This window comes from Streptomyces fragilis, from assembly GCF_003112515.1.
In the GTDB taxonomy this organism is placed as follows: Bacteria; Actinomycetota; Actinomycetes; order Streptomycetales; family Streptomycetaceae; genus Streptomyces; species Streptomyces fragilis.
On the sequence record NZ_BEVZ01000003.1, the window covers coordinates 501,678 to 525,877 of the forward strand.

Sequence of the window (24,200 nt, forward strand, 5' to 3'; positions counted from 1 at the left end):
ACTTGATCGGTATCAGCGTCAGCGCTGGGCGGCGGCGAGGGATTCCCGGGCCTGGGCGGCCACGTTCTCGGCGGTGAAGCCGTACTCGCGGAACAGCACCTTCGCGTCGGCGGAGGCGCCGAAGTGCTCCAGCGAGACGATCCGGCCGGCGTCGCCCACGAAGCGGTGCCAGGTCAGGCCGACACCGGCCTCGACCGCGACCCGCGCCTTCACCGACGGGGGCAGGACGCTGTCGCGGTACGCCTGGTCCTGCTCGTCGAACCACTCCACGGACGGCATCGAGACGACCCGGGTCGGGACGCCCTCGGCCTGCAGCTGCTCGCGGGCCTCGACGGCCAGGTGCACCTCGGAGCCGGTGGCGATCAGGACGACCTGGGGCTCGCCACCCTCGGCGTCCTTGAGCACGTAGCCGCCGCGGGCGGTGTCCTCGTTCGCCTCGTACACCGGCACGCCCTGGCGGGTGAGCGCCAGACCGTGCGGGGCGCCCTTGCCGAACTCCTTCGTCCAGCGGCGCATGATCTCGCGCCAGGCGATCGCCGTCTCGTTGGCGTCGGCCGGGCGGACGATGTTCAGGCCCGGGATGGCGCGCAGCGAGGCCAGGTGCTCCACCGGCTGGTGGGTCGGGCCGTCCTCGCCGAGGCCGATCGAGTCGTGCGTCCACACGAAGGTCACCGGCAGGTGCATCAGCGCGGACAGGCGTACGGCGTTGCGCATGTAGTCGGAGAACACCAGGAAGGTGCCGCCGTAGACGCGCGTGTTGCCGTGCAGGGCGATGCCGTTCATCTCGGCGCCCATGGAGTGCTCGCGGATGCCGAAGTGGATGGTGCGGCCGTACGGGTCGGCCTCCGGCAGCGGGTTGCCCTTCGGGAGGAAGGAGCTGGTCTTGTCGATCGTGGTGTTGTTGGAGCCGGCCAGGTCGGCCGAGCCGCCCCACAGCTCCGGCACGACCGAGCCGAGCGCCTGCAGCACCTTGCCGGAGGCGGCACGGGTGGCCACCGAGGTGCCCGCCTCGAAGACCGGGAGCTTCTCCTCCCAGCCGGCCGGCAGCTCGCCCGCGGCGATGCGGTCGAACTCGGCGGCCCGCTCCGGGTTGGCCTCGCGCCACGCCTGGAACTGCTTGTCCCACTCGGCGCGGGCGTCCCGGCCGCGGTCCAGGGCCTTGCGGGTGTGGCCGATGACCTCGTCGGAGACCTCGAAGGTCTGCTCCGGGTCGAAGCCCAGCACGCGCTTGGTCGCCGCGACCTCGTCGTCGCCGAGCGCCGAGCCGTGCGCGGCCTCGGTGTTCTGCGCGTTCGGGGCGGGCCAGGCGATGATGGAGCGCATCGCGATGAACGACGGCCGGTCGGTGACGGCCTTCGCGGCCTGGACGGCCTCGTAGATCGCGGCCGGGTCCAGGTCGCCGTTCTCCTGCGGCTCGACCCGCTGGACGTGCCAGCCGTAGGCCTCGTACCGCTTGCAGACGTCCTCGGAGACCGCGGTCTCCGTGTCGCCCTCGATCGAGATGTGGTTGTCGTCCCACAGCAGGACCAGGTTGCCCAGCTTCTGGTGGCCCGCCATGGAGGAGGCCTCGGCGGCGATGCCCTCCTGGAGGCAGCCGTCGCCGGCGACGCAGAAGACGAAGTGGTCGAAGGGGGACTCGCCCGGTGCCGCCTCGGGGTCGAAGAGGCCGCGCTCGTAGCGGGAGGCCATCGCCATGCCGACGGCGTTCGCCACGCCCTGCCCCAGCGGGCCGGTGGTGGTCTCCACGCCGGTGGTGTGGCCGTACTCCGGGTGACCGGGGGTCTTGGAGCCCCAGGTGCGGAAGGCCTTCAGGTCGTCCAGCTCCAGGCCGAAGCCGGCCAGGTAGAGCTGGGTGTAGAGGGTCAGGGACGAGTGCCCCGCCGAGAGGACGAAGCGGTCACGTCCCACCCAGTCGGCGTCGGAGGGGTCGTGGCGCATCACCTTCTGGAACAGCGTGTACGCCGCCGGCGCGAGGCTCATGGCCGTACCGGGATGGCCGTTGCCGACCTTCTGTACGGCGTCGGCGGCCAGGATGCGGGCGGTGTCCACCGCGCGCCGGTCCAGCTCTGTCCACTCGAGGGCTGTGGTGGTCGGCTTGTTGCTCACCCTGGGTCAGGGCTCCTCTCCACATGTCTAATGCCGGTGAGGTGTGCGCCCACCGGTACCACCGACGGGTTTCCGCGCCGCCGGCGGGTCGAGCCTATCCCCTGCAAACACGGCCTTCCGCCCTGTGACCAGAGTGTGGCCACACCCCTGATCCTTCTGCGTTCACACCCGCTCACATGGGCATTTCTTCTGCGAACGGGGCCGCTCACATGGGCGAGCGACAGGTCCCTCGGGAGGGCCTTCCGAGGGGCTCCGTGAAGGCCTTCGCCGTGCCCTCGGCGAGGGGCGTTCGCCGGGTCCGCCGAGCGGTCCGCCGCGACGTCCCTCGCCGGGTCCGCCGTGCCGGGCCCGGCCGGGTGGGGCGCGAGGCCGCCGCGGGGCACGGAAGCCTCCTGCGACGGGTTCCCCGGCCGGTGCGCCCAACACGACAGCACCCCCGCGAATCGTGGGGTCTGGGCAACGTCTAGAGTGGCGTGGTACGCGCGAGCCCTCGCCGGACCTTTCCGACAGGTCCGATTCGGCGACGGCTCGCTGGGATGTCTCTGTCAGGGGTGTGCGTGACGGCCGTTGAATCCCGTCCAGCGGCGGTGTCCGGGGCGAGCACGAGCAGCCCGAGGCCGAACCGCCGGCCGGTCCGGGCCCGGGTCATGGCGTTCGTGGCGCTCACCAAGCCGCGGATCATCGAGCTGCTGCTCATCACCACCGTTCCGGTGATGTTCCTGGCCGAGCAGGGCGTCCCCGACCTCTCGCTCGTGCTGCTGACCTGCCTCGGCGGGTACCTCTCCGCGGGCGGCGCCAACGCGCTGAACATGTGGTACGACCGCGACATCGACGCGCTGATGGACCGCACCTCGCAGCGTCCGCTGGTCACCGGCATGGTGAGCCCGCGGGAGTGCCTGGCCTTCGGCCTCGGCCTGGCCGTCGTGTCCACGCTGCTGTTCGGGCTCACGGTCAACTGGCTGTCCGCCTGGCTCTCGCTGGGCGCGCTCTTCTTCTACGTCGTCGTCTACACGATGATCCTCAAGCGCCGCACCGCGCAGAACATCGTCTGGGGCGGCATCGCCGGCTGCATGCCGGTGCTGATCGGCTGGTCCGCGGTCACCGACTCCCTGTCCTGGGCACCGGTCGTCCTCTTCCTCGTCATCTTCTTCTGGACGCCGCCGCACTACTGGCCGCTGTCGATGAAGGTCAAGGAGGACTACGCGCGGGCGGGCGTGCCGATGCTGCCGGTGCTGGCCTCCAACAAGGTCGTCGCCCGGCAGATCGTGGCCTACAGCTGGGTGATGGTCGCCGTCTCGCTGCTGCTGACGCCGCTGGGCTACACCGGCTGGTTCTACACCGCGGTCGCGGTGGCCGCCGGCGGCTGGTGGCTGTGGGAGGCCCACGCGCTGCAGGGCCGCGCCAAGGCGGAGGTCACCGGGGCGAAGCTCAAGGAGATGCGGCTGTTCCACTGGTCGATCACCTACGTCTCCGTCCTCTTCGTGGCCGTGGCCGTCGACCCCTTCCTGCGCTGACGCGCGTCCGCCTGCGCACCGACGCGAGGGGCGGGTGGCCAACGCCACCCGCCCCTCGCGTCGCCGGTTTCGCTACCCGTCGGTAGCATCCTGACCATGGCAGACACGCAGCAGGTTGACGAGGCGGCCGCCCCGGCGGACGCGCACGGTGAGCGGCGCGCCGCGAAGCTCGCCAAGCAGATCGGGTCCTTCGCCGCGCAGCACGGCGGTGCGGAGGGCCAGGTGGCGCACCTCGGCCGCAAGGGGGCGCGGATCGTCCTGGTGGGCGAGGACGGCGAGTGGGGCGACCTGGTGGCCCCCACGTACGACGTGGCCGTCGCGGCCGTGACGAAGGCGGGCATCACCGTCCACGAGGACTTCGACGGGGAGTTCGCCGCGAAGGTGAGGACGGGCCCCTACGAGTGGTCCCGGATGGCCGGCATCCAGCTCGGCGGCCGCAAGAACCCCGCCTGAGCCCTTCCCGCCCGAGCCGCCCCGCCCCGGCGCCCCCGCCGGCCCGCGAGGCGGCTCCGGCGTTCCCGGGCCCGGGCAGGGCCCTGCCGCGGGGCCAGGCAATCCCCGAGCTCGCGTGGCGGGCCTCCTGGGTGCCCGACGGGCCCGCGCGCGGACCTCCCGGGCGCCCGACGGGCCCCTTCGGTGGGCCTCCGGGGCGCACGGCGCCTCCAGGGCACACGGCGCGGCCCGCCGCGTCCGGGGCGGGCAGGGAAACGCACCGTGCCCCGCTGCGGACGTCGCAGCGGGGCACAGGGGGGCGTCGCGTGGGGAAACTACGCGGGGACGGGCTCCGTGGAGGACGCCGGGACCGCGGCGGGTTCCGCCGAGGGACGCTCGCGCATCGCCAGCAGCACCCGCACGGTGAAGATCCACACCAGGGCGGAGCCCAGCATGTGCAGCCCCACCAGCAGTTCCGGCAGGTCGAGGAAGTACTGGACGTACCCGATCACGCCCTGCGCGAGCAGCACCAGGAACAGGTCCCGCGTCCGCGCCAGCGTCACCCGCGGGGAGTCGAACAGCTTCAGCCCCACCCACAGCGCCACCGTGAGCAGCACCGTCAGCCAGGCCAGCACCGCGTGCACCCGGGTGACCGACTCCCAGTCCACCGGCATCCGCGGCACCTCGCTGGAGTCACCCGCGTGCGGTCCCGCGCCCGTGACCACCGTGCCGACGGCGATCAGCAGCGCGGACACCACCACCAGCGCCCAGGTCAGCCGCCGCAGCGGCGGAGCCGCCAGGGGACGCGGCGCGGCGTCGCCCTCGCCGGCCCGGTGCCACATCACCGTGGCGGCCGCGATCAGCGCGGAGGAGAGCAGGAAGTGCGCGGCCACCGTGTACGGGTTGAGGCCGACCAGCACCACGATGCCGCCGAGCACCGCGTTGCCCATCACGATCCAGAACTGCAGCCAGCCGATCCGGGTCAGCCCTCGGCGGAACGGCTTGGTGGAGCGGGCCGCGATGATCGCCCAGCCGACCGCCGCGCACAGCACGTACGTCAGCAGCCGGTTGCCGAACTCGATGACGCCGTGCCAGCCCATCTCGCGCGTGGTGGCGAGCGAGTCGGCGGTGCACTTGGGCCAGGTCGGGCAGCCGAGGCCGGAGCCGGTCAGCCGGACGGCGCCGCCGGTGACCACGATGACCACCGACATGACGAGCGCGGTGAGCGCCGCGCGGCGGACCGTCCGGGGATCCGGGGTCCAGCGGGCGGCGATGTGGGCAAGGGGGTTGCGGACCGCTGCCGCGGCCCCGCCAGGTTTCTCGTTCGGCACGCGCACCATCGTAGAACGGGGCTTGTGCACGCTTTCACGAGGGGCCGCCAGAAGCCCTGTGACGTTACTCCCAGCAGCGCTCCGTGGCCCTGTGCCGTCACTCCCAGCGGAAGAAGCGCCCCGCCGCGGCCAGTCCCGCCACCGCCCACGCGGTCAGCACCGCGAGCTCCCCCCACGGCATGCCGGCGCCGTGCTGGAGCACGTCCCGCAGGCCGCCGGAGAGGGCCGAGATCGGCAGCAGCTCCAGCACCGACCGGGCGGCCTCGGGGAACTTGTCCAGCGGCACCACCACGCCGCCGCCGACCAGCAGCAGCAGGAAGACCAGGTTGGCCGCCGCCAGGGTGGCCTCCGCCTTCAGCGTGCCCGCCATCAGCAGGCCGAGCCCGGAGAAGGCGGCGGTGCCCAGCACCAGCAGCAGGAACACCGCGACGGGGTTGCCCCGCGGGGACCAGCCCAGCGCGAGGGCGATCACCGTGAGCAGCGCGATCTGCAGCACCTCGGTGACCAGCACCGAGAGCGACTTGGCGGTCATCAGCCCCCACCGCGGCAGCGGGGAGGCGGCCAGTCGCTTCAGGACGCCGTAGCGGCGCTCGAAGCCGGTGGCGATGGCCTGACCGGTGAAGGCGGTGGACATCACCGCCAGGGCCAGCACGCCGGGCGCGAGGAAGTCCACGGCCTTCCCCTCGCCGGTGTCGACGATGTCCACGGTGCTGAACAGCACCAGCAGCAGCGTCGGGATGACCACGGTGAGCAGCAGCTGCTCGCCGTTGCGCAGCAGCATCCGGGTCTCCAGCGCGGCCTGCGCGGCGATCATCCGTCCCAGCGGCGCGGCGCCGGGCCTGGGGGAGTAGGTCCCGGTGGCGGTCATGCGCGCAGCTCCTTGCCCGTGAGTTCCAGGAAGACGTCCTCCAGGGTGTGACGCTCCACGGCGATCCGCTCCGGCATGACGCCGTGCTGGGCGCACCAGGAGGTGACGGTGGCCAGCAGCTGGGGGCCCACGTCACCGGTGACCCGGTAGGAGCCGGGGACGATCTCGGCGGCGGAGGAACCGGAGGGCAGCGCCTTGAGGAGGGAGGCCACGTCCAGTCCGGGGCGGCCGGAGAAGCGGAGCGTGTTCTCCGCGCCGCCGCGGCACAGCCGCTCGGGGGAGCCCTGGGCGATCACCTTGCCGGCGTCGACGATGGCGACGTCGTCGGCGAGCTGCTCGGCCTCGTCCATGTGGTGGGTGGTCAGGATGACCGACACGCCGTCCTCGCGCAGCTCGCGCACCAGCTCCCAGGTGGCCCGGCGGGCCTGCGGGTCGAGGCCGGCCGTGGGCTCGTCGAGGAAGACCAGCTCCGGGCGCCCGACGACCGCCATGGCGAGCGCGAGCCGCTGCTGCTGGCCGCCGGAGAGCCGGCGGTAGGAGGTGCGGCCGCAGGAACCGAGGCCGAGGCGCTCGATCAGCGCGTCGACGTCCAGCGGGTGGGCGTGCAGCTTCGCGACGTGGCGGAGCATCTCGTCGGCGCGGGCGCCGGAGTAGACGCCGCCGGACTGGAGCATCACCCCGATCCGCGGCCGCAGCCGCGCCGCCTGGCGCACCGGGTCGAGTCCGAGGACGCGTACGGTGCCCGCGTCGGGGCGGCGGTAGCCCTCACAGGTCTCGACGGTGGTGGTCTTGCCGGCGCCGTTGGGGCCGAGGACGGCGGTGATGCCCGCCCGGGCCACCAGGTCGAGGCCGTCCACCGCGGTCTTCGGTCCGTACCGTTTCACCAGAGCCTGGATCTGGACGACTGGGACCGCGGGATCGCTGTGCATGGGACACGAGTCTAGGTTCGCGCGGTGCCCGCCCGGTCCCCGGGTGCCGGATCGGCGCCGTCCGCCGCGGGCCGGTGCCCGCGCGGCCGGCCCCCCGCGAAGTCACCGCGCCGGCGAGGGTGAGCAGACGGGCCCGCGCCGCTCCGACGGCCGCGACGGCACCGCCCTTCACCCGGCCGGGTGAGCTGAGGGAGGAGTGGACGAGCGGGGTCCCACCTGGCCGGACGCCCGGGGAACGCAGCTCTGCGGCGGGCGAGGGGCGGGTCGCCGAGGGGCCGGCGAGCGGTGCGGAAGGCGTGGCGTGCAGGGTGGCCAGGGCCTTCGCGGCGCGCGGCCCGGTTTTCCGGAGCGTCCCTTTCCGCAGGTCAGGTTAGGTGGACCTAAGTGATGAAGGGCACCACCGGCCCGGCGGACGCGGCTTGTCCGTCCGCCGGTAATTACGCAACAATGGCGTTGTGAAAAACGTCGGCCAGGAAGAAACCACGACCGGGGAGCGTTCCACACGCAACCGGGTCGTGCGCTCGATCCTGGACCACGGCCCGTCGACGGTCGCCGAACTCGCCGGCCGCCTGCGGCTGACCCAGGCCGCGGTGCGCAGGCATCTGGACGCGCTGGTCGCCGACGACGTGGTCGAGGCCCGCGAACGCCGGGTCTACGGCGCTCGCACGCGCGGGCGACCCGCGAAGGTGTTCGTGCTGACCGACGGAGGCAGGGACGCCTTCGACCAGTCGTACGACCAGCTGGCCAAGGACGCGCTGCGCTGGATCGCGGACCAGGAGGGCGGTGAGCGGGCGGTGGCCGCTTTCGCACGTGCCCGGCTGGCCGACCAGGCAGGCGCCTACCGCAAGGCGCTGGAGTCGGTACCGCCCGAGCGCAGGGCCGAGGCGCTGGCCAGAGCGCTGTCCGCGGACGGGTACGCTGCCAGTGCGCGCAGCGCTCCCTCCCCGCAACTCGGCGAGCAGCTCTGCCAGCATCACTGCCCGGTCGCCCACGTCGCTGAGGAGTTCCCGCAGCTGTGCGAGGCCGAGACGGAGATCTTCTCCGAGCTGCTCGGCACCCACGTCCAGCGACTGGCCACGATCGCGCACGGTGACGGCGTCTGCACGACGTTCATCCCCAAGATTTCCAGGATCGACGACCACGCCACCAGTGGTCATTCATCATCTACGAGCACGGCCGGGAGGAACCCCGCATGACTCTCCCCACGGAGACTGCCCACCCCGAACTCGAGGGTCTGGGTAAGTACGAGTACGGCTGGGCGGACCCCGACGCGGCCGGCGCCTCCGCCAAGCGCGGCCTCAACGAGGACGTCGTCCGGGACATCTCGGCGAAGAAGTCCGAGCCGGAGTGGATGACCAAGCTGCGCCTCAAGGGCCTGGGCCTCTTCGAGAAGAAGCCCATGCCGAACTGGGGCTCGGACCTGTCGGGCATCGACTTCGACAACATCAAGTACTTCGTGCGCTCCACGGAGAAGCAGGCGACCTCCTGGGAAGAGCTGCCCGAGGACATCAAGAACACCTACGACAGGCTGGGCATCCCGGAGGCGGAGAAGCAGCGCCTGGTCGCCGGTGTCGCCGCCCAGTACGAGTCGGAGGTCGTCTACCACCAGATCCGCGAGGACCTGGAGGAGCAGGGCGTCATCTTCCTCGACACCGACACGGCGCTCAAGGAGCACCCGGAGCTCTTCAAGGAGTACTTCGGCACCGTCATCCCGGCCGGCGACAACAAGTTCGCCGCGCTGAACACGGCCGTGTGGTCCGGCGGCTCCTTCATCTACGTGCCGAAGGGCGTGCACGTCGAGATCCCGCTGCAGGCCTACTTCCGCATCAACACGGAGAACATGGGCCAGTTCGAGCGGACCCTGATCATCGTCGACGAGGGCGCCTACGTGCACTACGTCGAGGGCTGCACCGCGCCGATCTACCAGTCGGACTCGCTGCACTCCGCGGTCGTCGAGATCATCGTCAAGAAGAACGCCCGCTGCCGCTACACGACCATCCAGAACTGGTCGAACAACGTCTACAACCTGGTCACCAAGCGCGCCGTGGCGTACGAGGGCGCGACCATGGAGTGGATCGACGGCAACATCGGCTCCAAGGTGACGATGAAGTACCCGGCCGTCTACCTGATGGGCGAGCACGCCAAGGGCGAGACCCTGTCCATCGCCTTCGCGGGCGAGGGCCAGCACCAGGACGCCGGCGCCAAGATGGTCCACATGGCGCCGAACACGTCGTCGAACATCGTCTCGAAGTCGGTGGCGCGCGGCGGTGGCCGCACCTCCTACCGCGGCCTGATCGAGATCGGCGAGGGCGCCCCCGGCTCCAAGTCGAACGTGCTCTGCGACGCGCTGCTGGTCGACACCATCTCCCGCTCCGACACGTACCCCTACGTCGACGTCCGTGAGGACGACGTGTCCATGGGCCACGAGGCGACCGTCTCCAAGGTCTCCGAGGACCAGCTCTTCTACCTGATGAGCCGCGGTCTCTCCGAGTTCGAGGCGATGGCGATGATCGTGCGCGGCTTCGTCGAGCCGATCGCGAAGGAGCTGCCCATGGAGTACGCCCTCGAGCTCAACCGGCTGATCGAGCTCCAGATGGAGGGCGCGGTCGGCTGACCCCGGCCCCCGCCCCGCCCGTCCCTGAAGCAACGAACAGTCCTGAAGCAACGAAAGCGAGCATGACGACAGCCATGGCTGACGCTCAGAATGCCCCGGTGGGCTCCACCACCGCCGGATCCATCGCGGTGGCCGCAGAGTCGACCGTCGCCACGCGCATGAGCGCGCCGCCCTCCTACGACGTGGCGGACTTCCCGGTCCCGCACGGCCGCGAGGAGGAGTGGCGGTTCACCCCGCTGGCGCGCCTGCGCGGTCTGCACGACGGCACCGCCACCGCCTCCGGCGACGGCGTGAAGGTCACCGTCGACGCCCCCGAGGGCGTCGCGGTGGAGTCCGTCGGCCGTGACGACGCCCGCCTGGGCCGGGCCGGCAAGCCGGTCGACCGGGTCGCCGCCCAGGCGTACTCGGCGTTCGAGCAGGCCACCGTGGTGACCGTGCCCAAGGAGACGGTGCTGAGCGCGCCGGTCCGCGTGACGGTCGCCGGCCAGGGCGGCACCTGCTACTCCCACACCGTGGTCGAGCTGGGCGCGTTCGCCGAGGCCGTCGTCGTGGTGGACCACAGCGGCGACGCCGTCTACGCCGGCAACGTCGAGTACGTGCTCGGCGACGGCGCCAAGCTGACCGTCGTCTCCGTGCAGGACTGGGACGAGAAGGCCGTCCACGTCGGCCAGCACAACGCGCTGGTCGGCCGCGACGCCACCTTCAAGTCCGTCGTCGTCACCTTCGGCGGCGACCTGGTGCGCCTGCACCCGCGCGTCGAGTACGCCGGTCCCGGCGGCGAGGCCGAGCTGTTCGGCCTGTACTTCACCGACCAGGGCCAGCACCAGGAGCACCGCCTCCTCGTCGACCACAACATCCCGCACTGCAAGTCCAACGTGGTCTACAAGGGCGCCCTGCAGGGCGAGCAGGCCCACGCGGTGTGGATCGGCGACGTGCTCATCGAGGCCGCCGCCGAGGGCACCGACACCTACGAGATGAACCGCAACCTGGTTCTGACCGACGGCGCCCGCGTCGACTCCGTGCCGAACCTCGAGATCGAGACGGGTGAGATCGTCGGCGCCGGCCACGCCAGCGCCACCGGCCGCTTCGACGACGAGCAGCTCTTCTACCTGATGGCCCGCGGCATCCCGGAGTACGAGGCCCGCCGCCTCGTCGTCCGCGGCTTCTTCGCCGAGCTGGTCCAGCAGATCGGCGTCGACGACATCGAGGAGCGCCTGCTCGCCAAGATCGACGAGGAGCTGGAGGCGGCGGTCGCATGACGGCCTTCGTACGCGCCTGCGCACTGGGCGAGCTGGAGGAGAACACCCCCAAGCGGGTGGAAATCGACGGCACGCCGGTCGCCGTCGTGCGCACCGAGGGCGAGGTGTTCGCGATCAACGACGTCTGCTCGCACGCGAACGTGTCCCTCTCCGAGGGCGAGGTGGAGGACTGCCAGATCGAGTGCTGGCTGCACGGCTCCGCGTTCGACCTCCGCACCGGCAAGCCGTCCGGTCTTCCCGCGACGCGCCCCGTCCCCGTATACCCCGTAAAGATCGAAGGGGACGACGTACTCGTCTCCCTCACCCAGGAGTCCTGAGGCACCCATGGCAACGCTTGAAATCCGAGACCTGCACGTCACCGTCGAGGCCGACAACGCCACGAAGGAGATCCTCAAGGGCGTCGACCTCACCGTGAAGCAGGGCGAGACGCACGCCATCATGGGCCCCAACGGCTCCGGCAAGTCGACTCTCGCCTACTCCCTGGCGGGTCACCCCAAGTACACGATCACCGGCGGCACGGTCACCCTCGACGGCGAGGACGTCATCGAGATGTCCGTCGACGAGCGCGCCCGCGCCGGCCTCTTCCTCGCCATGCAGTACCCGGTCGAGGTCCCCGGCGTCTCCGTGTCGAACTTCCTGCGGACCTCCGCCACCGCGATCCGCGGCGAGGCCCCCAAGCTGCGCACCTGGGTGAAGGAGGTCAAGGAGGCCATGGAGCGCCTCAACATGGACCCCGCCTTCGCCGAGCGCAACGTGAACGAGGGCTTCTCCGGCGGTGAGAAGAAGCGCCACGAGATCCTCCAGCTCGAGCTGCTCAAGCCGAAGATCGCGATCCTCGACGAGACCGACTCCGGCCTCGACGTCGACGCCCTGCGCGTCGTCTCCGAGGGCGTCAACCGCGTCCGCGAGAGCGGCCAGGTCGGCACCCTGCTGATCACGCACTACACGCGGATCCTGCGCTACATCAAGCCCGACCACGTCCACGTCTTCGCGAACGGCCGCATCGTCGAGTCCGGCGGTCCCGAGCTGGCCGACAAGCTGGAGAACGAGGGCTACGAGGCCTACACGAAGGGTGGCGCTTCCGAGTGACACAGCTGCCGGGCCTCCTCGACGACCTTGAGGCGATCCGCAAGGACTTCCCCATCCTGGACCGCGAGGTCCACGACGGGCGGAAGATCGTGTACCTGGACAACGCGGCGACCTCCCAGAAGCCGCGCCAGGTGCTCGACGCCCTGAGTGCCTACTACGAGCGCCACAACGCCAATGTCCACCGCGGGGTGCACGTGCTCGCCGAGGAGGCCACGGCACTGTACGAAGGCGCCCGCGACAAGGTGGCGGAGTTCGTCAACGCCCCCAGTCGCGACGAGGTGATCTTCACCAAGAACGCCTCCGAGTCCCTCAACCTCGTAGCCAACATGCTGGGCTGGGCCGACGAGCCCTACCGGGTGGACAGCGACACCGAGATCGTCATCACGGAGATGGAGCACCACTCCAACATCGTGCCGTGGCAGCTGCTCGCGCAGCGCACGGGCGCGAAGCTGAAGTGGTTCGGCCTCACCGACGACGGCCGCCTCGACCTGTCGAACATCGAGGAGGTCATCACCGAGAAGACGAAGATCGTCTCCTTCGTGCTGGTCTCCAACATCCTCGGCACGCACAACCCCGTCGAGGAGATCGTGCGACGGGCCCAGGACGTCGGCGCGCTGGTCTGCGTCGACGCCTCCCAGGCCGCCCCGCACATGCCGCTGGACGTGCAGGCCCTCGGCGCCGACTTCGTGGCCTTCACCGGCCACAAGATGTGCGCCCCGACCGGCATCGGTGTGCTCTGGGGCCGCCAGGAGCTCCTGGAGGACCTGCCCCCGTTCCTCGGCGGCGGCGAGATGATCGAGACGGTCTCGATGAGCTCGTCGACCTACGCCCCGGCGCCCCACAAGTTCGAGGCGGGCACCCCGCCGATCGCCCAGGCGGTCGGGCTCGGCGCGGCGATCGACTACCTGTCGGCCATCGGCATGGAGAAGATCCACGCGCACGAGAAGGCGATCACCGAGTACGCGGTCAAGCGCCTGATCGAGGTCCCCGACCTGCGGATCATCGGCCCGGCCACGTCCGAGGACCGCGGCGCGGCGATCTCCTTCACGCTCGGCGACATCCACCCGCACGACGTGGGCCAGGTCCTCGACGAGCAGGGCATCGCCGTCCGGGTCGGACACCACTGCGCGCGTCCGGTCTGCCTGCGGTACGGAATTCCCGCGACCACGCGAGCGTCGTTCTATCTGTACTCCACACCGGCCGAGGTCGACGCCCTGGTCGACGGCCTGGAGCACGTACGGAACTTCTTCGGCTGAGAGGACGCGGCGGAGCCGTGAAGCTGGATTCGATGTACCAGGACGTCATCCTGGACCACTACAAGAACCCGCACGGGCGTGGTCTGCGTGACGGCGACGCCGAGGTGCACCACGTCAACCCCACCTGCGGTGACGAGATCACCCTGCGCGTGAAGTACGACGGCACGAAGGTCACCGACGTGTCGTACGAGGGGCAGGGCTGCTCCATCAGCCAGGCCTCCGCCTCCGTGCTCAACGAGCTGCTGGTCGGCAAGGAGCTGGACGACGCGCGCACGATCCAGGAGACCTTCCTGGAGCTGATGCAGTCCAAGGGGAAGATCGAGCCGGACGACGCCATGGAGGAGGTGCTGGAGGACGCGGTCGCGTTCGCCGGCGTCTCCAAGTACCCGGCCCGCGTGAAGTGCGCCCTGCTGAGCTGGATGGCCTGGAAGGACGCGACCGCACAGGCGCTGGGCGCCACCGACAAGGAGACCACCGCATGAGCGAGACGGTTGAGATGAAGCCCGCCTCGGAGGAAGAGGTCCGCGAGGCGCTGCTGGACGTCGTCGACCCCGAGCTGGGCATCGACGTCGTCAACCTGGGCCTGATCTACGGCGTGCACGTCGACGACGCGAACATCGCCACCGTGGACATGACGCTGACCTCGGCGGCCTGCCCGCTGACCGACGTCATCGAGGACCAGGCCAAGTCGGCCACCGACGGACTGGTCAGCGAGCTGCGGATCAACTGGGTCTGGATGCCGCCGTGGGGTCCGGACAAGATCACCGACGACGGCCGCGAGCAGCTGCGGGCGCTGGGCTTCAACGTCTGACGTTCACGCGCGCCCGCACGCCCGCCCTCCGCGCGACGCGTTCGTACGGCACGGCCGAACGGCCCCCCTCCACCGCCCTTGCCGGGCGGGGAGGGGGGCCGTCGTCGTCGTGTCGTGGCTCGGGGAACGCCCGGGGAGTACTTGGGTGCCGCGCGGGTCAGGCGGCGCTGCCGCTGCCGCTGCCGCTGCCGCTGCCGCTGCCGCTGCCGCTGCTTCCGCTGACGCCGGCGCGGAGGATCGACGTCATCTTCTTGCCGCGGGCCAGCTCGTCGACGAGCTTGTCCATCCAGCGGATCCGCTGCATCAGAGGATCCTCGATCTCCTCGACCCGGTGGCCGCAGATCACGCCGGTGATCAGCGAGGCGTTCGGGTTCATCGCGGGGGCCTCGTCGAAGAAGGTCTCCAGGTCCGTCCCGTCGGCGACCACCCGGTCGAGACCGGCGCCGTCGTAGCCGGTGAGCCAGGTGATCACCTGGCGGACCTCGTCCTCGGAGCGGCCCTTGCGCTCCACCTTGGTCACGTACAGCGGATAGATCGAGGCGAAGGTCATGCGCCTGATGCGGTCGGCGGCCACGGTGTGCTCCCCACGTCGTCGGTCGTCCCCACTGTAGTTCCGCCGTCGGGGGTGAGCCGGCCGGTCCGGGCAGGGGGTCGCCCATCGACCGGACCGGCCGATGCGTCGTCCGCTCAGGCGGGCGGGGCGGGCGGCTCCTAGCGCGGCGCGGGAGGTCCGGCGGGCGGTGCCGGCGGGGAGGCCGGGCCGTCGGCAGGGGAGGCCGGGCCGTCGGGCGGCGTGAGGGCGCCCGACGGAGAGGCGTCTGCCGGAGGGGTGTCCGCCGGAGGGGCGGACGGGGGCGCCGTGGGCGGGACGGGCGGCGCCATGGGCGGGAGGTACGGGTCCGTGGGGCCCGCGGCAGCTCCGGGCGGGGGCGTCGGGGCGGTGTACGGAGCCACGGGGCCGGTGTACGGAGCCGTCGCGCCGGGGTACGGGCCGGCCGGCGCCGCCGGGGGAGCCGCTCCGGGCGGGCCGTACGACGCGGCGGAGGCGAGCAGCGTCTCGGCGAAGTTCTCCCGGCGCAGGCGCTGGTCGACGTAGAGCAGCCCGGTGCTGTACGAGCTCAGCGCGAAGGTCAGGAAGTACACGGCCGCCATCACCGCGCCGACCAGCACCATGACCACCACCGCGGCGATGCCCCACGTCGGGTCGGCCCCCTCGGAGAAGCCCGCGGAGGAGGCGAGGGGCACCGTGACGAGCATCATCACCAGCATGCAGACCAGGATCGCCACGTACGCCATGGCACCGACGATCATGCCCATGAGGTAGGTGATGCCGAAGACCCGCCACCAGTCGCCCTTCACCAGCGCCGCCGAACGGCGCAACGAGGCCACCGGGCCCAGGTCCTCCAGGACGGTGATCGCGGGGGCGAAGATCAGGCGGTAGCCCATCCAGACCATGCCCACGATCGCCGCGCACACCACCAGGAAGCCGACGACCGCGAGCGCCGTGCCCCCCGGGTTCTGCTGCTCGACGCCCACGCCCACGCAGACGCCGCCCACGACGGCCACCAGGAAGAACGGCAGGGCCGCGCACATGACGAGCAGCATCGTGCCCAGCACGCGCAGCGTCCGGACGCCGATGCGCTCCCGCAGCACGGACAGGGTGACCTTGCGGCCGACCACGGTCTCCCGCAGCGCGATCATGGGCGCCACGTAGATCAGCGCGGGCAGGACGAACAGCGCGGCCGGGCCGCCGAGGAGGGCCAGCGACACCGAGGCGGGCGCGGTGGTCTCCGGGTCGCCGGCGCCGAGCAGGACCAGCGGGACGGTCAGGAGCAGACCGACGCCCAGCATCGTCAGCAGGGCGAAGACCAGCAACTGCAGCCAGGACCGGCCGAACGCGAGGAACGTCCCCTTGATGATGTCGCCCACGCCCAGCGGGCGCAGCGGGACGACGCCCGGCTGCGGCGCCCAGGCCTTCTGCGCGTAGTACGGGTAGGGCGGCTGCGGCGGCACGCCGTACCCGCCGTGTCCGCCGTGTCCGCCGTACGGAGGTTGCGGCGGCTGTCCGCCGTGCGGCGGTTGCGGCGGAGGGCCGTACGGAGGCGGTGGCGGCTGGTTGTACGACATTTTCGGTTGTGCTCCCACCCCTGGGGCGCCGCGGAGGATGTCGACCGTGGCGCGGTCCTACGTGAACATGGCGAACGTTAGTTCGCCGGGCTCCGGACGGGCGTGCCGGGGTCCGGCGGCGCGTGCCGCCCGGGTCGTCGCCCGGCACGGCCCACGCTCCCTGAGGAGGACGCCCGTTCCGTGGACACCGGTTCGCCTCCACGAGCCCGCTCCGGATAGCGTTTCCCCCATGACCGACACGACTGCCACCCGCGCCACCGGCGCCGTCGCCGCGGGTCTCGCGACCATCGCCGCCGACGGAACCGTTCTCGACACCTGGTTCCCCGCCCCCGCGCTCGCCGACGCCCCCGGCCCGACCGGGACGGAGCGGCTCTCCGCCGAGCGTGCCGCCGAACTGCTCGGCGGGGGCGCCGCCAAGGCCGTCGGCCAGGACGCCCGCCGCGGCGTCGAGGTGGTCGCCGTCCGCACGGTCATCGCCTCCCTGGAGGACAAGCCGGTCGACGCGCACGACGCCTACCTGCGCCTCCACCTGCTCTCGCACCGCCTGGTCAAGCCGCACGGCCAGTCCCTGGACGGCATCTTCGGCCACCTGGCCAACGTCGCCTGGACCTCGCTCGGCCCGGTCGCCGTCGACGACATCGAGAAGGTGCGCCTCAACGCGCGCGCCGAGGGCCTGCACCTCCAGGTCACCTCCATCGACAAGTTCCCCCGCATGACGGACTACGTCGTCCCCAAGGGCGTGCGCATCGCCGACGCCGACCGGGTCCGCCTCGGCGCCCACCTGGCCGAGGGCACCACCGTGATGCACGAGGGCTTCGTCAACTTCAACGCGGGCACCCTGGGCACCTCGATGGTCGAGGGCCGCATCTCGGCCGGTGTCATCGTCGGCGACGGCTCCGACATCGGCGGCGGCGCCTCCACCATGGGCACCCTGTCCGGCGGCGGCAACGTCGTCATCTCCATCGGCGAGCGCTGCCTGGTCGGCGCCGAGGCGGGCGTGGGCATCGCGCTGGGCGACGAGTGCGTCGTCGAGGCCGGCCTGTACATCACCGCCGGCACCCGGGTCACCATGCCCGACGGGCAGGTCGTCAAGGCCCGCGAGCTGAGCGGCGCGTCCAACATCCTCTTCCGCCGCAACTCGGTCACCGGCACGGTCGAGGCCCGCCCGAACAACGCGGTCTGGGGCGGCCTCAACGAGATCCTGCACAGCCACAACTGATCCGCCGGGAGCTTCCCGCGAGAGATCCGCAGGAACGCCCTCCGCCGGCCGACGGGCCGGGGGAGGGCGTTCCCGTCAGGCGGCGGTCAGCGCCTCGTACCGCTTGCGCAGGTCCGCCGTCACCCCGGCGGACGCGGCCCGCAGCGGGGCGCGGACCGGGCCGGCCGGGAGACCGAGGTCGGACAGCAGGGCCTTGGCGGTGACCGCGCCGGGCAGGCCCGAGGACATCATGGCCTCGATCAGCGGGACCGCCTCGCGCTGCAGCCGGGCCGCCCGCTCCGTGTCCCGCGCGTCGAACGCGTCGACGATCGCCCGGAAGTGCCCCGGCACCACGTTCGCCACCGTGCCGACGTACCCCGCGCACCCGATCGCGTAGGTGGCGAGCACGTACTCGTCGCACCCCGTGTACACCGCGAGATCCGACTCGGCCAGCAGCTTCTGCGTGCCGAGCAGGTCGTAGGCGCAGTCCTTGACCGCGGCCACCCGCGGGTGCTCCGCGAGCCGCAGCAGCGTCGCCGTCTCGATGCGCACGCCGGTCCGGCCGGGGATGTCGTACAGCATCACCGGCAGCCCCGTGGCGTCCGCCACCGCGCGGAAGTGCTCCTCCAGCGCGTCCTGCGGCGGGCGGCTGTAGTAGGGGGAGACCAGCAGGAGTCCGTCCGCGCCCGCCCCCTCCGCCTGCCGGGCCAGCTGTGCGGAGTGCGCCGTGTCGGCGGTGCCCACCCCGGCCAGCAGCGCGGGCCCCTCGCCCACCGCCGCCCGCACGGCGCCGATCAGCGCGGACTTCTCCGCGTCCGAGGTGGTCGGCGATTCGCCCGTGGTGCCGTTCAGCACCAGTCCGTCGCAGCCGCCCGACACCAGCCGTTCGGCGAGGACGGCCGCGCCGTCGAGGTCGAGGGCGCCGTCCGGGGTGAAGGGGGTGACCATCGCGCACAGGGCGCGTCCGAAGGGAAGCGTCGTCATGTCTGGAGTGTCGGCCGCCGGTCGGTGAAGGTCCACTTAAAAGTTCTGGCCTGTATCGGGTAGCAGAACTGAAACGAAGGTCTTCGCGTCAAGGATCTTCGGGTGCTTCCCTCGCAAGAGGGACACGCCGTCCCGGGGGCACCATCACCCGTCTAGGCTGGTCGCCCTGCCCGAACGCCCTCCGAGGAGAACCGCCCCGATGTCAGACAGCACCCCCCTGCCGCCGGTACGGCTGCCCTCCGAGGCGGAGCTGGCGCGCGACGCGCTCGCCACCCCGCTGCTCTCCCGGGCGGCCCGCCTGGCCCGCTGGGCGGGGCCGGACACCCGGGTCGACTCCGGCGGCGGTCTGGTCGAGGAGCAGCTCGCCGCGGCTGCCGAGGCGCTGGGGCTGACCGGCCGGAGTGCCGAGGGCGGCGCGGACGCCGGGGCGGTCACGGACGCCGAGGCGGCCGAGGAGGCCCAGGCCGAGGCGAGCGAGGCCTGGCGCGCCGCCGTCGACACCGGCCTGGTGGAGGTCCTGGACGAGGAGGAGGGCACCGTCCGCGCCGGCGACAACCTGGCGCTGCTGACCTCCGGTTCGCCCGCCGAGGTGCTGCACATCTGGCTGGACGCGCTGGACGCGGCGATCGCCGACGCCTCCGTCCCCGACTTCGACGACCTGATGGACGTGATGGACGAGGGCGGCGAGATCGACTTCTCCTCGCTGGACTGGGACCCGCAGGCCGAGGCCGAGTTCCTCGAAGGCGTCCTGGCGAACCTCTACCTCCTCACCGCCGACGAGCGCGCCCCCGAGGGCGCCCCCGTTCCGCTGCCCGCGCTGGCCGCCTCGGTGGTCGTCCCCTCGGACGTCGCCGAGCCGACCGACGCGATGATGGAGGAGGTCTCCACCGCCATGATGCGGCTGGACGACCAGTTCCGGATCCTCGCGCCGACCGGCCTGGCCGACTTCCGGCCGGTCGACGAGTCGCTGCTGATCGAGGAGGGCCAGGCGGCTCCGCAGACCCCCGACGACGAGCCGGAGGACCTGGAGCGCTACGGCGTGGTCCGCCTGACCCCGCTCGGCCTCTACGGGCTGCGCGCCCGGCTGCTCGACGCCGGCTACGCCGCCCCGGCCCTCGGCGACCTCGCCGGCAAGGGCGCCGACGCACTGCTCGACGGCACCGTCCACTACGGCCCGCTCGCTGCCCGCGCGGAGACCGAGCAGTGGCTGGCCCGCCGTGAACCGCTCGCCGCCGCACGGGAGTTGCTGGCCGCCGCCCGGGGCGGCGACGCGGACGCCCCGCTGCGCCGGCTGCACTGCCAGCAGGCACTGTCGCTGGTGGGCACCGAGGCCGAACCCGCGCTGCGCGAGGTGCTGGACGACCCGGAACTCGGCGGCCTCGCCCGGGTGTGGCTGGCCGAGCACGGCGCGGCGGACATCCCCGCGCCCTCGCAGGAGCTGGTCTTCTGGCTCACCGTCGACACCGTCGCCGCGCAGCTGGCCGCCGAGGGCAACTCGGAGGAACTGGTGGCGCTGGTCGAGGGCCTGGCCGCGCAGCACAGCGGGTTCTTCGACACCGCCTGGCGGGTCGACCACCCGGCCACCGCCGAGGTGCTCGAGGCGATGGGGCGGCTCCACCCGGACAAGAGGATCGCCAAGGAGGCCCGCAAGGCCGCCTACAAGGCCCGGTCCCAGCAGGCCGGCTGACCACGGGACCGCGCGACACCACCTACCGCGGCTGATCCGGTCGCCCGGCCGCCCGCTCGGCTCCGGGGTTGGCACCCGGGTGCCCCTCCACACGTGGGACCGGGCCGGGCACGGGCGCTCCGGCAACGCCACCCGGCACACCTTCGGCGGCCTGACCGACGCGGCGTTCCGGATGGTGCCGCTGCTCGAGGCGGCGGGCCGGGCCGAGTGGCGCCGGGCCGCGTGACCCGGCGGCGGGCGCCCTGGTGCGCCCGCCGCCCGGCCCGGGTTGTCCTGCGGCGCCCTCAGAGCGCGCGGGCGGCCGGCTGGAGCATGTCGCGGACCGTGCGGGCCTTCACGAAATCGCCGATGGCCGTCATCTCCCACTCGCCGGAGTACTGACGGATGAACTTGGCCATCATCACGCCCGTCTTGGCCTCCGCCGAGGTCAGGTCGAAGCGGACCAGTTCGTTGCCCGAGGCGTCCAGCAGGCGGCAGTAGGCCTTGGCCACCTCGGTGAACTTCTGGCCGGTGAAGGAGTTCACCGTGAAGACGAGGCCGGTGACCTCCTGGGGGATCCGGCCCAGGTCGACGGCGATGACCTCGTCGTCGCCGCCGCCCTCACCGGTGAGGTTGTCGCCGGAGTGCTTGATCGCGCCGTTGAGGATCGACAGCTTGCCGAAGTAGCAGGCGTCGACCACGTTGCGCTGCGGGCCGTAGGCGATCACCGAGGCGTCCAGGTCGATGTCCCGGCCGCGGTAGGCGGGCTCCCAGCCCAGGCCCATGCGGACCTGGGAGAGCACCGGCTGCCCGCCCTTGACCAGGGAGACCGTCTGGTTCTTCTGCAGGGAGACGCGGCCCTTGTCGAGGTTGACCTTGCCGGAGCCGGGCGCGGGCGCCGGGGGAGCGGCGGCCGGCGGCGGGGGAGTGGAGGCGAAGGCCCGCGGATCGGCGACGGTGGGCTGCGAGGGCGCGGGCGGGGCGGGCGGTGCCGCCGGGGGAGCCGCGGGCGCCGCCTGGGCGGGGGCGGGAGCGGCGGGTTCCTCCACGGAGACGCCGAAGTCGGTGGCGATGCCGGCCAGACCGTCGGCGTATCCCTGCCCGACGGCACGGGCCTTCCAGACGCCGTTGCGCCGGTAGATCTCCATCACCACGAGAGCGGTTTCGGAGCCGAGGCCGGGCGGGGTGAAGGTGGCGAGGACGGAGCCGCCGTCGGCGTCGCGCAGCGTGGCCGTGGGCTCGATGCCCTGGAAGGTCTGGCCGGCCGCGTCCGGGCTGGCCGTCACCACGATCTTCTCGATGGCCGGGGGGACGGCGGCGGTGTCCACGGTGACGGAGTCGGGAGCCGCCCCGCCGCCCGAGCGGTACGTCACGCCCGGTCCGGACGGCTGGTTGTAGAAGATGAAGTCGTCGTCCGAGCGCACCTTGCCGTCGGCGGTGAGCATCAGGCCCGAGACGTCCAGCCGCACCGGTGCGGTGACCTCGACCGTCACACGGGCGGGGCTGAGGGGAATGTTCGAGCCAGGGGTCATAGCGGTCATGTGAGGAAGAACGACCGGGAGCCTTTTACCGTTCCCTTACCGGCCGAACGGGTGATCCGGACGGGGGACGTGGGGCAGGACGTCCGGGCCCGGGAGCACCCACGTGACGAGCGCGGCGGGATTCGGCTGCGGCGAAAGGAGTCCCTGCATCGGGCACGCCGATGAATACGCAAAGCGATTTCGGCGCTTTCCGTCCGCGCATTTCCCATTCGAACATGCCCAGCCCGGGGGAGATCAAACGTCAAGGTTCTGCGGAGATCGTGAGAGCGGTCCGGGGTCGCCGCGGGCGGTGTTACGTCACTGTAATCAGGCTCACAAGGTGACCGTTATGCCGTGTTCGTACCGGGTGAAAAGGTGCATAAGTCCTGCGCCGACATCCTCCGCTGCGCGCCCGCGTGATACCACAACGGGTCCGGTCGCGTAACCCCGCGCGGGAATGCAATTCTCTTTCCTGCTGGGTAAGTTAATTTCACATGACTGCCCTTCAAGCAGCCCCGACGACGCAGCCGACGACGACTTCCGAATTCCCCGGCGGATTCCGTGACGGATTCCGCGTCGACCGCCCGAACGTGGCCGACGGCGCCGCCCTGTGGCGCATCGCCCGTGACTCCCGGACGCTCGACCTCAACTCCTCCTACAGCTACCTGCTGTGGTGCCGCGACTTCGCCTCCACCTCCGCGGTGGCCCGCTCCGAGGACGGCCGGGTGGCCGGCTTCGTGACCGGTTTCCTGCGCCCCGAGGACCCCCGGGTCCTCCTCGTGTGGCAGGTGGCCGTGGACGAGCGGTACCGCGGCCACGGGCTGGCGGGCCGGATGCTCGACGAGCTGGTGGCCCGGATCGACCACGAGAGCGAGCTCGGCGTGGACACCGTGGAGACCACCGTCACTCCGGGCAACCGGGCCTCCGAGCGCCTCTTCGCCTCCTTCGCCGCCCGCCACGGCGCCCAGGTGACCCACGAGGTCCTGTTCGCCGGCGAGCAGTTCCCGGCCGAGGGGGAGGCCCACGCCCCCGAGGTCCTGCACCGCATCGCGCCGCTGTGAGCCACCGCCGGAGGCAGCCACCGCGCCCCGGAACACCGGCCCCACCGCCCGTGCGGATCCTCCCCCCGCAGACTTCTCCGACTTCCCACGAGGAGCTCCACGTCGTGACCGTCACCCAGCCTGACCTGACCGTCTTCGAGTCCCTGGAGTCCGAGGTGCGCAGCTACTGCCGCGCCTGGCCCACCGTGTTCGACCGCGCCCAGGGCAGTCACCTGTACGACGAGGAGGGCCGCGACCACCTCGACTTCTTCGCCGGGGCCGGCTCGCTGAACTACGGCCACAACAACCCGGTGCTCAAGCGCGCCCTGCTGGACTACCTGGAGCGGGACGGCGTCACCCACGGCCTGGACATGTCGACGACGGCCAAGCGGTCCTTCCTGGAGACCTTCCACCGTCTGGTGCTCCAGCCCCGCCACCTGCCCTACAAGGTGATGTTCCCCGGTCCGACCGGCACCAACGCCGTCGAGTCGGCGCTCAAACTGGCCCGCAAGGTGAAGGGCCGCGAGTCGGTCGTCTCCTTCACCAACGCCTTCCACGGCATGTCGCTGGGCTCGCTCGCGGTCACCGGCAACGCCTTCAAGCGGGCCGGCGCCGGCATCCCGCTGGTGCACGGAACCCCGATGCCGTTCGACAACTACTTCGACGGCACCGTCCCCGACTTCCTGTGGTTCGAGCGGCTCCTGGAGGACCAGGGCTCCGGCCTCGACAAGCCCGCCGCCGTGATCGTGGAGACCGTCCAGGGCGAGGGCGGCATCAACGTCGCCCGCCCGGAGTGGCTGCGCGCCCTCGCCGAGCTGTGCGAGCGCCAGGACATGCTGCTGATCGTCGACGACATCCAGATGGGCTGCGGCCGCACCGGCGCCTTCTTCTCGTTCGAGGAGGCGGGCATCACCCCGGACATCGTCACCGTCTCCAAGTCCATCAGCGGTTACGGCCTGCCGATGTCGCTGTGCCTGTTCAAGGGCGAGCTGGACGTCTGGGAGCCGGGCGAGCACAACGGCACCTTCCGCGGCAACAACCCCGCCTTCGTCACCGCCACCGCCGCCCTCGAGGCCTACTGGTCGGAAGGCGACGCCCTGGAGAAGCAGACCCTGGCCCGCGGCCTTCAGGTCGACCAGGCGCTCGCGCAGATCACCGCCGAGAACCGCCCCCACGTCAAGGAGTACCGCGGCCGCGGGCTGGTGTGGGGCCTGGAGTTCCACGACAAGGAGCGGGCCGGGCGGGTGGCGCGCCGGGCCTTCGACCACGGCCTGCTCATCGAGACCTCCGGCCCGGAGAGCGAGGTCGTGAAGCTGCTTCCCGCGCTGACGATCACGCCCGACGAGCTGGACGAGGGCCTGCGCGTCCTCGACCGGGCCGTGCGGGAGACGGCCTGACGCGTCGGCCCGACACGCCGCCGCACCACCCCTCCCGCACGACCGCCGAACGATCACCA

Annotated in this window: 22 protein-coding genes and 1 pseudogene; 15 read left to right on the forward strand and 8 right to left on the reverse strand. The window is 71.8% G+C overall.

What is annotated here, in order from left to right; genetic code table 11:
• Positions 1 to 18: 18 nt before the first annotated feature.
• Positions 19 to 2,106, reverse strand: a complete 2,088-nt coding sequence (tkt, locus tag Sfr03f_RS12820) for a transketolase (RefSeq protein WP_108953969.1) — start codon at positions 2,104 to 2,106, stop codon at positions 19 to 21.
• 551 nt (positions 2,107 to 2,657) lie between these two features.
• Here tkt and Sfr03f_RS12825 point away from each other — a divergent pair.
• Together Sfr03f_RS12825 and Sfr03f_RS12830 are read left to right on the forward strand one after the other, a co-directional pair.
• Entirely contained in the window at positions 2,658 to 3,620 is a 963-nt protein-coding gene (locus Sfr03f_RS12825) for a heme o synthase (protein WP_170145080.1), read from the forward strand.
• A gap of 96 nt (positions 3,621 to 3,716) precedes the next feature.
• Positions 3,717 to 4,073 (forward strand): hypothetical protein, encoded by a 357-nt coding sequence (locus Sfr03f_RS12830; protein WP_108953971.1) that lies wholly within the window; start codon positions 3,717 to 3,719, stop codon positions 4,071 to 4,073.
• 314 nt (positions 4,074 to 4,387) lie between these two features.
• Here Sfr03f_RS12830 and Sfr03f_RS12835 read toward each other — a convergent pair whose 3' ends face one another.
• From Sfr03f_RS12835 to Sfr03f_RS12845, 3 genes are all read right to left on the reverse strand, one after another.
• Positions 4,388 to 5,392 (reverse strand): COX15/CtaA family protein, encoded by a 1,005-nt coding sequence (locus Sfr03f_RS12835; protein ID WP_108953972.1) that lies wholly within the window; start codon positions 5,390 to 5,392, stop codon positions 4,388 to 4,390.
• An 88-nt stretch (positions 5,393 to 5,480) separates the two neighbouring features.
• Entirely contained in the window at positions 5,481 to 6,251 is a 771-nt protein-coding gene (locus tag Sfr03f_RS12840) for an ABC transporter permease (RefSeq protein ID WP_108953973.1), read from the reverse strand.
• A complete protein-coding gene (locus Sfr03f_RS12845; RefSeq protein WP_108953974.1) occupies positions 6,248 to 7,180 on the reverse strand; it encodes an ABC transporter ATP-binding protein in 933 nt (310 codons plus the stop codon). The genes Sfr03f_RS12840 and Sfr03f_RS12845 overlap by 4 nt, the downstream gene beginning before the upstream one ends.
• Before the next feature lie 455 nt (positions 7,181 to 7,635).
• Here Sfr03f_RS12845 and Sfr03f_RS12850 point away from each other — a divergent pair, with 455 nt between their 5' ends.
• From Sfr03f_RS12850 to Sfr03f_RS12885, 8 genes are all read left to right on the forward strand, one after another.
• On the forward strand, positions 7,636 to 8,376 hold the full coding sequence (locus tag Sfr03f_RS12850) for a helix-turn-helix transcriptional regulator (RefSeq protein ID WP_108953975.1): 741 nt from the start codon (positions 7,636 to 7,638) through the stop codon (positions 8,374 to 8,376).
• Positions 8,373 to 9,794: a Fe-S cluster assembly protein SufB gene (sufB, locus tag Sfr03f_RS12855; RefSeq protein ID WP_108953976.1), complete on the forward strand. Its 1,422-nt coding sequence runs from the start codon at positions 8,373 to 8,375 to the stop codon at positions 9,792 to 9,794. The genes Sfr03f_RS12850 and sufB overlap by 4 nt, the downstream gene beginning before the upstream one ends.
• Before the next feature lie 74 nt (positions 9,795 to 9,868).
• A complete protein-coding gene (gene sufD, locus Sfr03f_RS12860) occupies positions 9,869 to 11,053 on the forward strand; it encodes a Fe-S cluster assembly protein SufD (RefSeq protein WP_108953977.1) in 1,185 nt (394 codons plus the stop codon).
• Positions 11,050 to 11,370, forward strand: a complete 321-nt coding sequence (locus Sfr03f_RS12865; RefSeq protein ID WP_108953978.1) for a bifunctional 3-phenylpropionate/cinnamic acid dioxygenase ferredoxin subunit — start codon at positions 11,050 to 11,052, stop codon at positions 11,368 to 11,370. Before sufD ends, Sfr03f_RS12865 begins: the two co-directional genes overlap by 4 nt.
• Before the next feature lie 7 nt (positions 11,371 to 11,377).
• Positions 11,378 to 12,142: a Fe-S cluster assembly ATPase SufC gene (gene sufC, locus Sfr03f_RS12870; protein WP_108953979.1), complete on the forward strand. Its 765-nt coding sequence runs from the start codon at positions 11,378 to 11,380 to the stop codon at positions 12,140 to 12,142.
• Positions 12,139 to 13,398 carry a cysteine desulfurase gene (locus tag Sfr03f_RS12875; RefSeq protein ID WP_108953980.1) on the forward strand — a complete coding sequence of 420 codons (1,260 nt, stop codon included), beginning with the start codon at positions 12,139 to 12,141 and terminating at the stop codon, positions 13,396 to 13,398. Before sufC ends, Sfr03f_RS12875 begins: the two co-directional genes overlap by 4 nt.
• 17 nt (positions 13,399 to 13,415) lie before the next feature.
• A complete protein-coding gene (gene sufU, locus Sfr03f_RS12880; RefSeq protein ID WP_108953981.1) occupies positions 13,416 to 13,880 on the forward strand; it encodes a Fe-S cluster assembly sulfur transfer protein SufU in 465 nt (154 codons plus the stop codon).
• A complete protein-coding gene (locus tag Sfr03f_RS12885) occupies positions 13,877 to 14,209 on the forward strand; it encodes a metal-sulfur cluster assembly factor (RefSeq protein ID WP_108953982.1) in 333 nt (110 codons plus the stop codon). Before sufU ends, Sfr03f_RS12885 begins: the two co-directional genes overlap by 4 nt.
• Before the next feature lie 157 nt (positions 14,210 to 14,366).
• Here Sfr03f_RS12885 and Sfr03f_RS12890 read toward each other — a convergent pair whose 3' ends face one another.
• Both Sfr03f_RS12890 and Sfr03f_RS12895 read right to left on the reverse strand, forming a co-directional pair.
• Complete coding sequence (locus Sfr03f_RS12890; RefSeq protein ID WP_108953983.1) at positions 14,367 to 14,783, reverse strand: DUF2200 domain-containing protein; 417 nt, start codon at positions 14,781 to 14,783, stop codon at positions 14,367 to 14,369.
• Between the two features lie 137 nt (positions 14,784 to 14,920).
• Positions 14,921 to 16,222, reverse strand: a complete 1,302-nt coding sequence (locus tag Sfr03f_RS12895) for a DUF7847 domain-containing protein (protein ID WP_108953984.1) — start codon at positions 16,220 to 16,222, stop codon at positions 14,921 to 14,923.
• A gap of 343 nt (positions 16,223 to 16,565) precedes the next feature.
• Here Sfr03f_RS12895 and dapD point away from each other — a divergent pair, with 343 nt between their 5' ends.
• Positions 16,566 to 17,555, forward strand: a complete 990-nt coding sequence (gene dapD, locus Sfr03f_RS12900) for a 2,3,4,5-tetrahydropyridine-2,6-dicarboxylate N-succinyltransferase (protein ID WP_108953985.1) — start codon at positions 16,566 to 16,568, stop codon at positions 17,553 to 17,555.
• A gap of 75 nt (positions 17,556 to 17,630) precedes the next feature.
• Here the strand turns inward: dapD and dapA are convergent, their stop codons facing one another.
• Positions 17,631 to 18,518 (reverse strand): 4-hydroxy-tetrahydrodipicolinate synthase, encoded by an 888-nt coding sequence (gene dapA, locus Sfr03f_RS12905; protein WP_108953986.1) that lies wholly within the window; start codon positions 18,516 to 18,518, stop codon positions 17,631 to 17,633.
• Positions 18,519 to 18,717: 199 nt separating this feature from the next.
• Here dapA and Sfr03f_RS12910 point away from each other — a divergent pair, with 199 nt between their 5' ends.
• Together Sfr03f_RS12910 and Sfr03f_RS30625 are read left to right on the forward strand one after the other, a co-directional pair.
• On the forward strand, positions 18,718 to 20,205 hold the full coding sequence (locus Sfr03f_RS12910; protein ID WP_108953987.1) for a hypothetical protein: 1,488 nt from the start codon (positions 18,718 to 18,720) through the stop codon (positions 20,203 to 20,205).
• A 67-nt stretch (positions 20,206 to 20,272) separates the two neighbouring features.
• Positions 20,273 to 20,431: pseudogene (locus tag Sfr03f_RS30625) on the forward strand (TROVE domain-containing protein); the annotation flags it as partial.
• Between the two features lie 58 nt (positions 20,432 to 20,489).
• On the opposite strand, the gene Sfr03f_RS12915 reads toward Sfr03f_RS30625, so the two are convergent.
• Positions 20,490 to 21,716 carry a TerD family protein gene (locus Sfr03f_RS12915; RefSeq protein ID WP_108953988.1) on the reverse strand — a complete coding sequence of 409 codons (1,227 nt, stop codon included), beginning with the start codon at positions 21,714 to 21,716 and terminating at the stop codon, positions 20,490 to 20,492.
• Between the two features lie 482 nt (positions 21,717 to 22,198).
• On the opposite strand from Sfr03f_RS12915, the gene ectA reads away from it, so the two are divergent.
• Positions 22,199 to 22,765: a diaminobutyrate acetyltransferase gene (gene ectA / locus Sfr03f_RS12920; RefSeq protein WP_108953989.1), complete on the forward strand. Its 567-nt coding sequence runs from the start codon at positions 22,199 to 22,201 to the stop codon at positions 22,763 to 22,765.
• 104 nt (positions 22,766 to 22,869) lie between these two features.
• Positions 22,870 to 24,141, forward strand: coding sequence for a diaminobutyrate--2-oxoglutarate transaminase (gene ectB / locus Sfr03f_RS12925; protein WP_108953990.1), 1,272 nt, complete (start codon positions 22,870 to 22,872; stop codon positions 24,139 to 24,141).
• Positions 24,142 to 24,200: the final 59 nt, after the last annotated feature.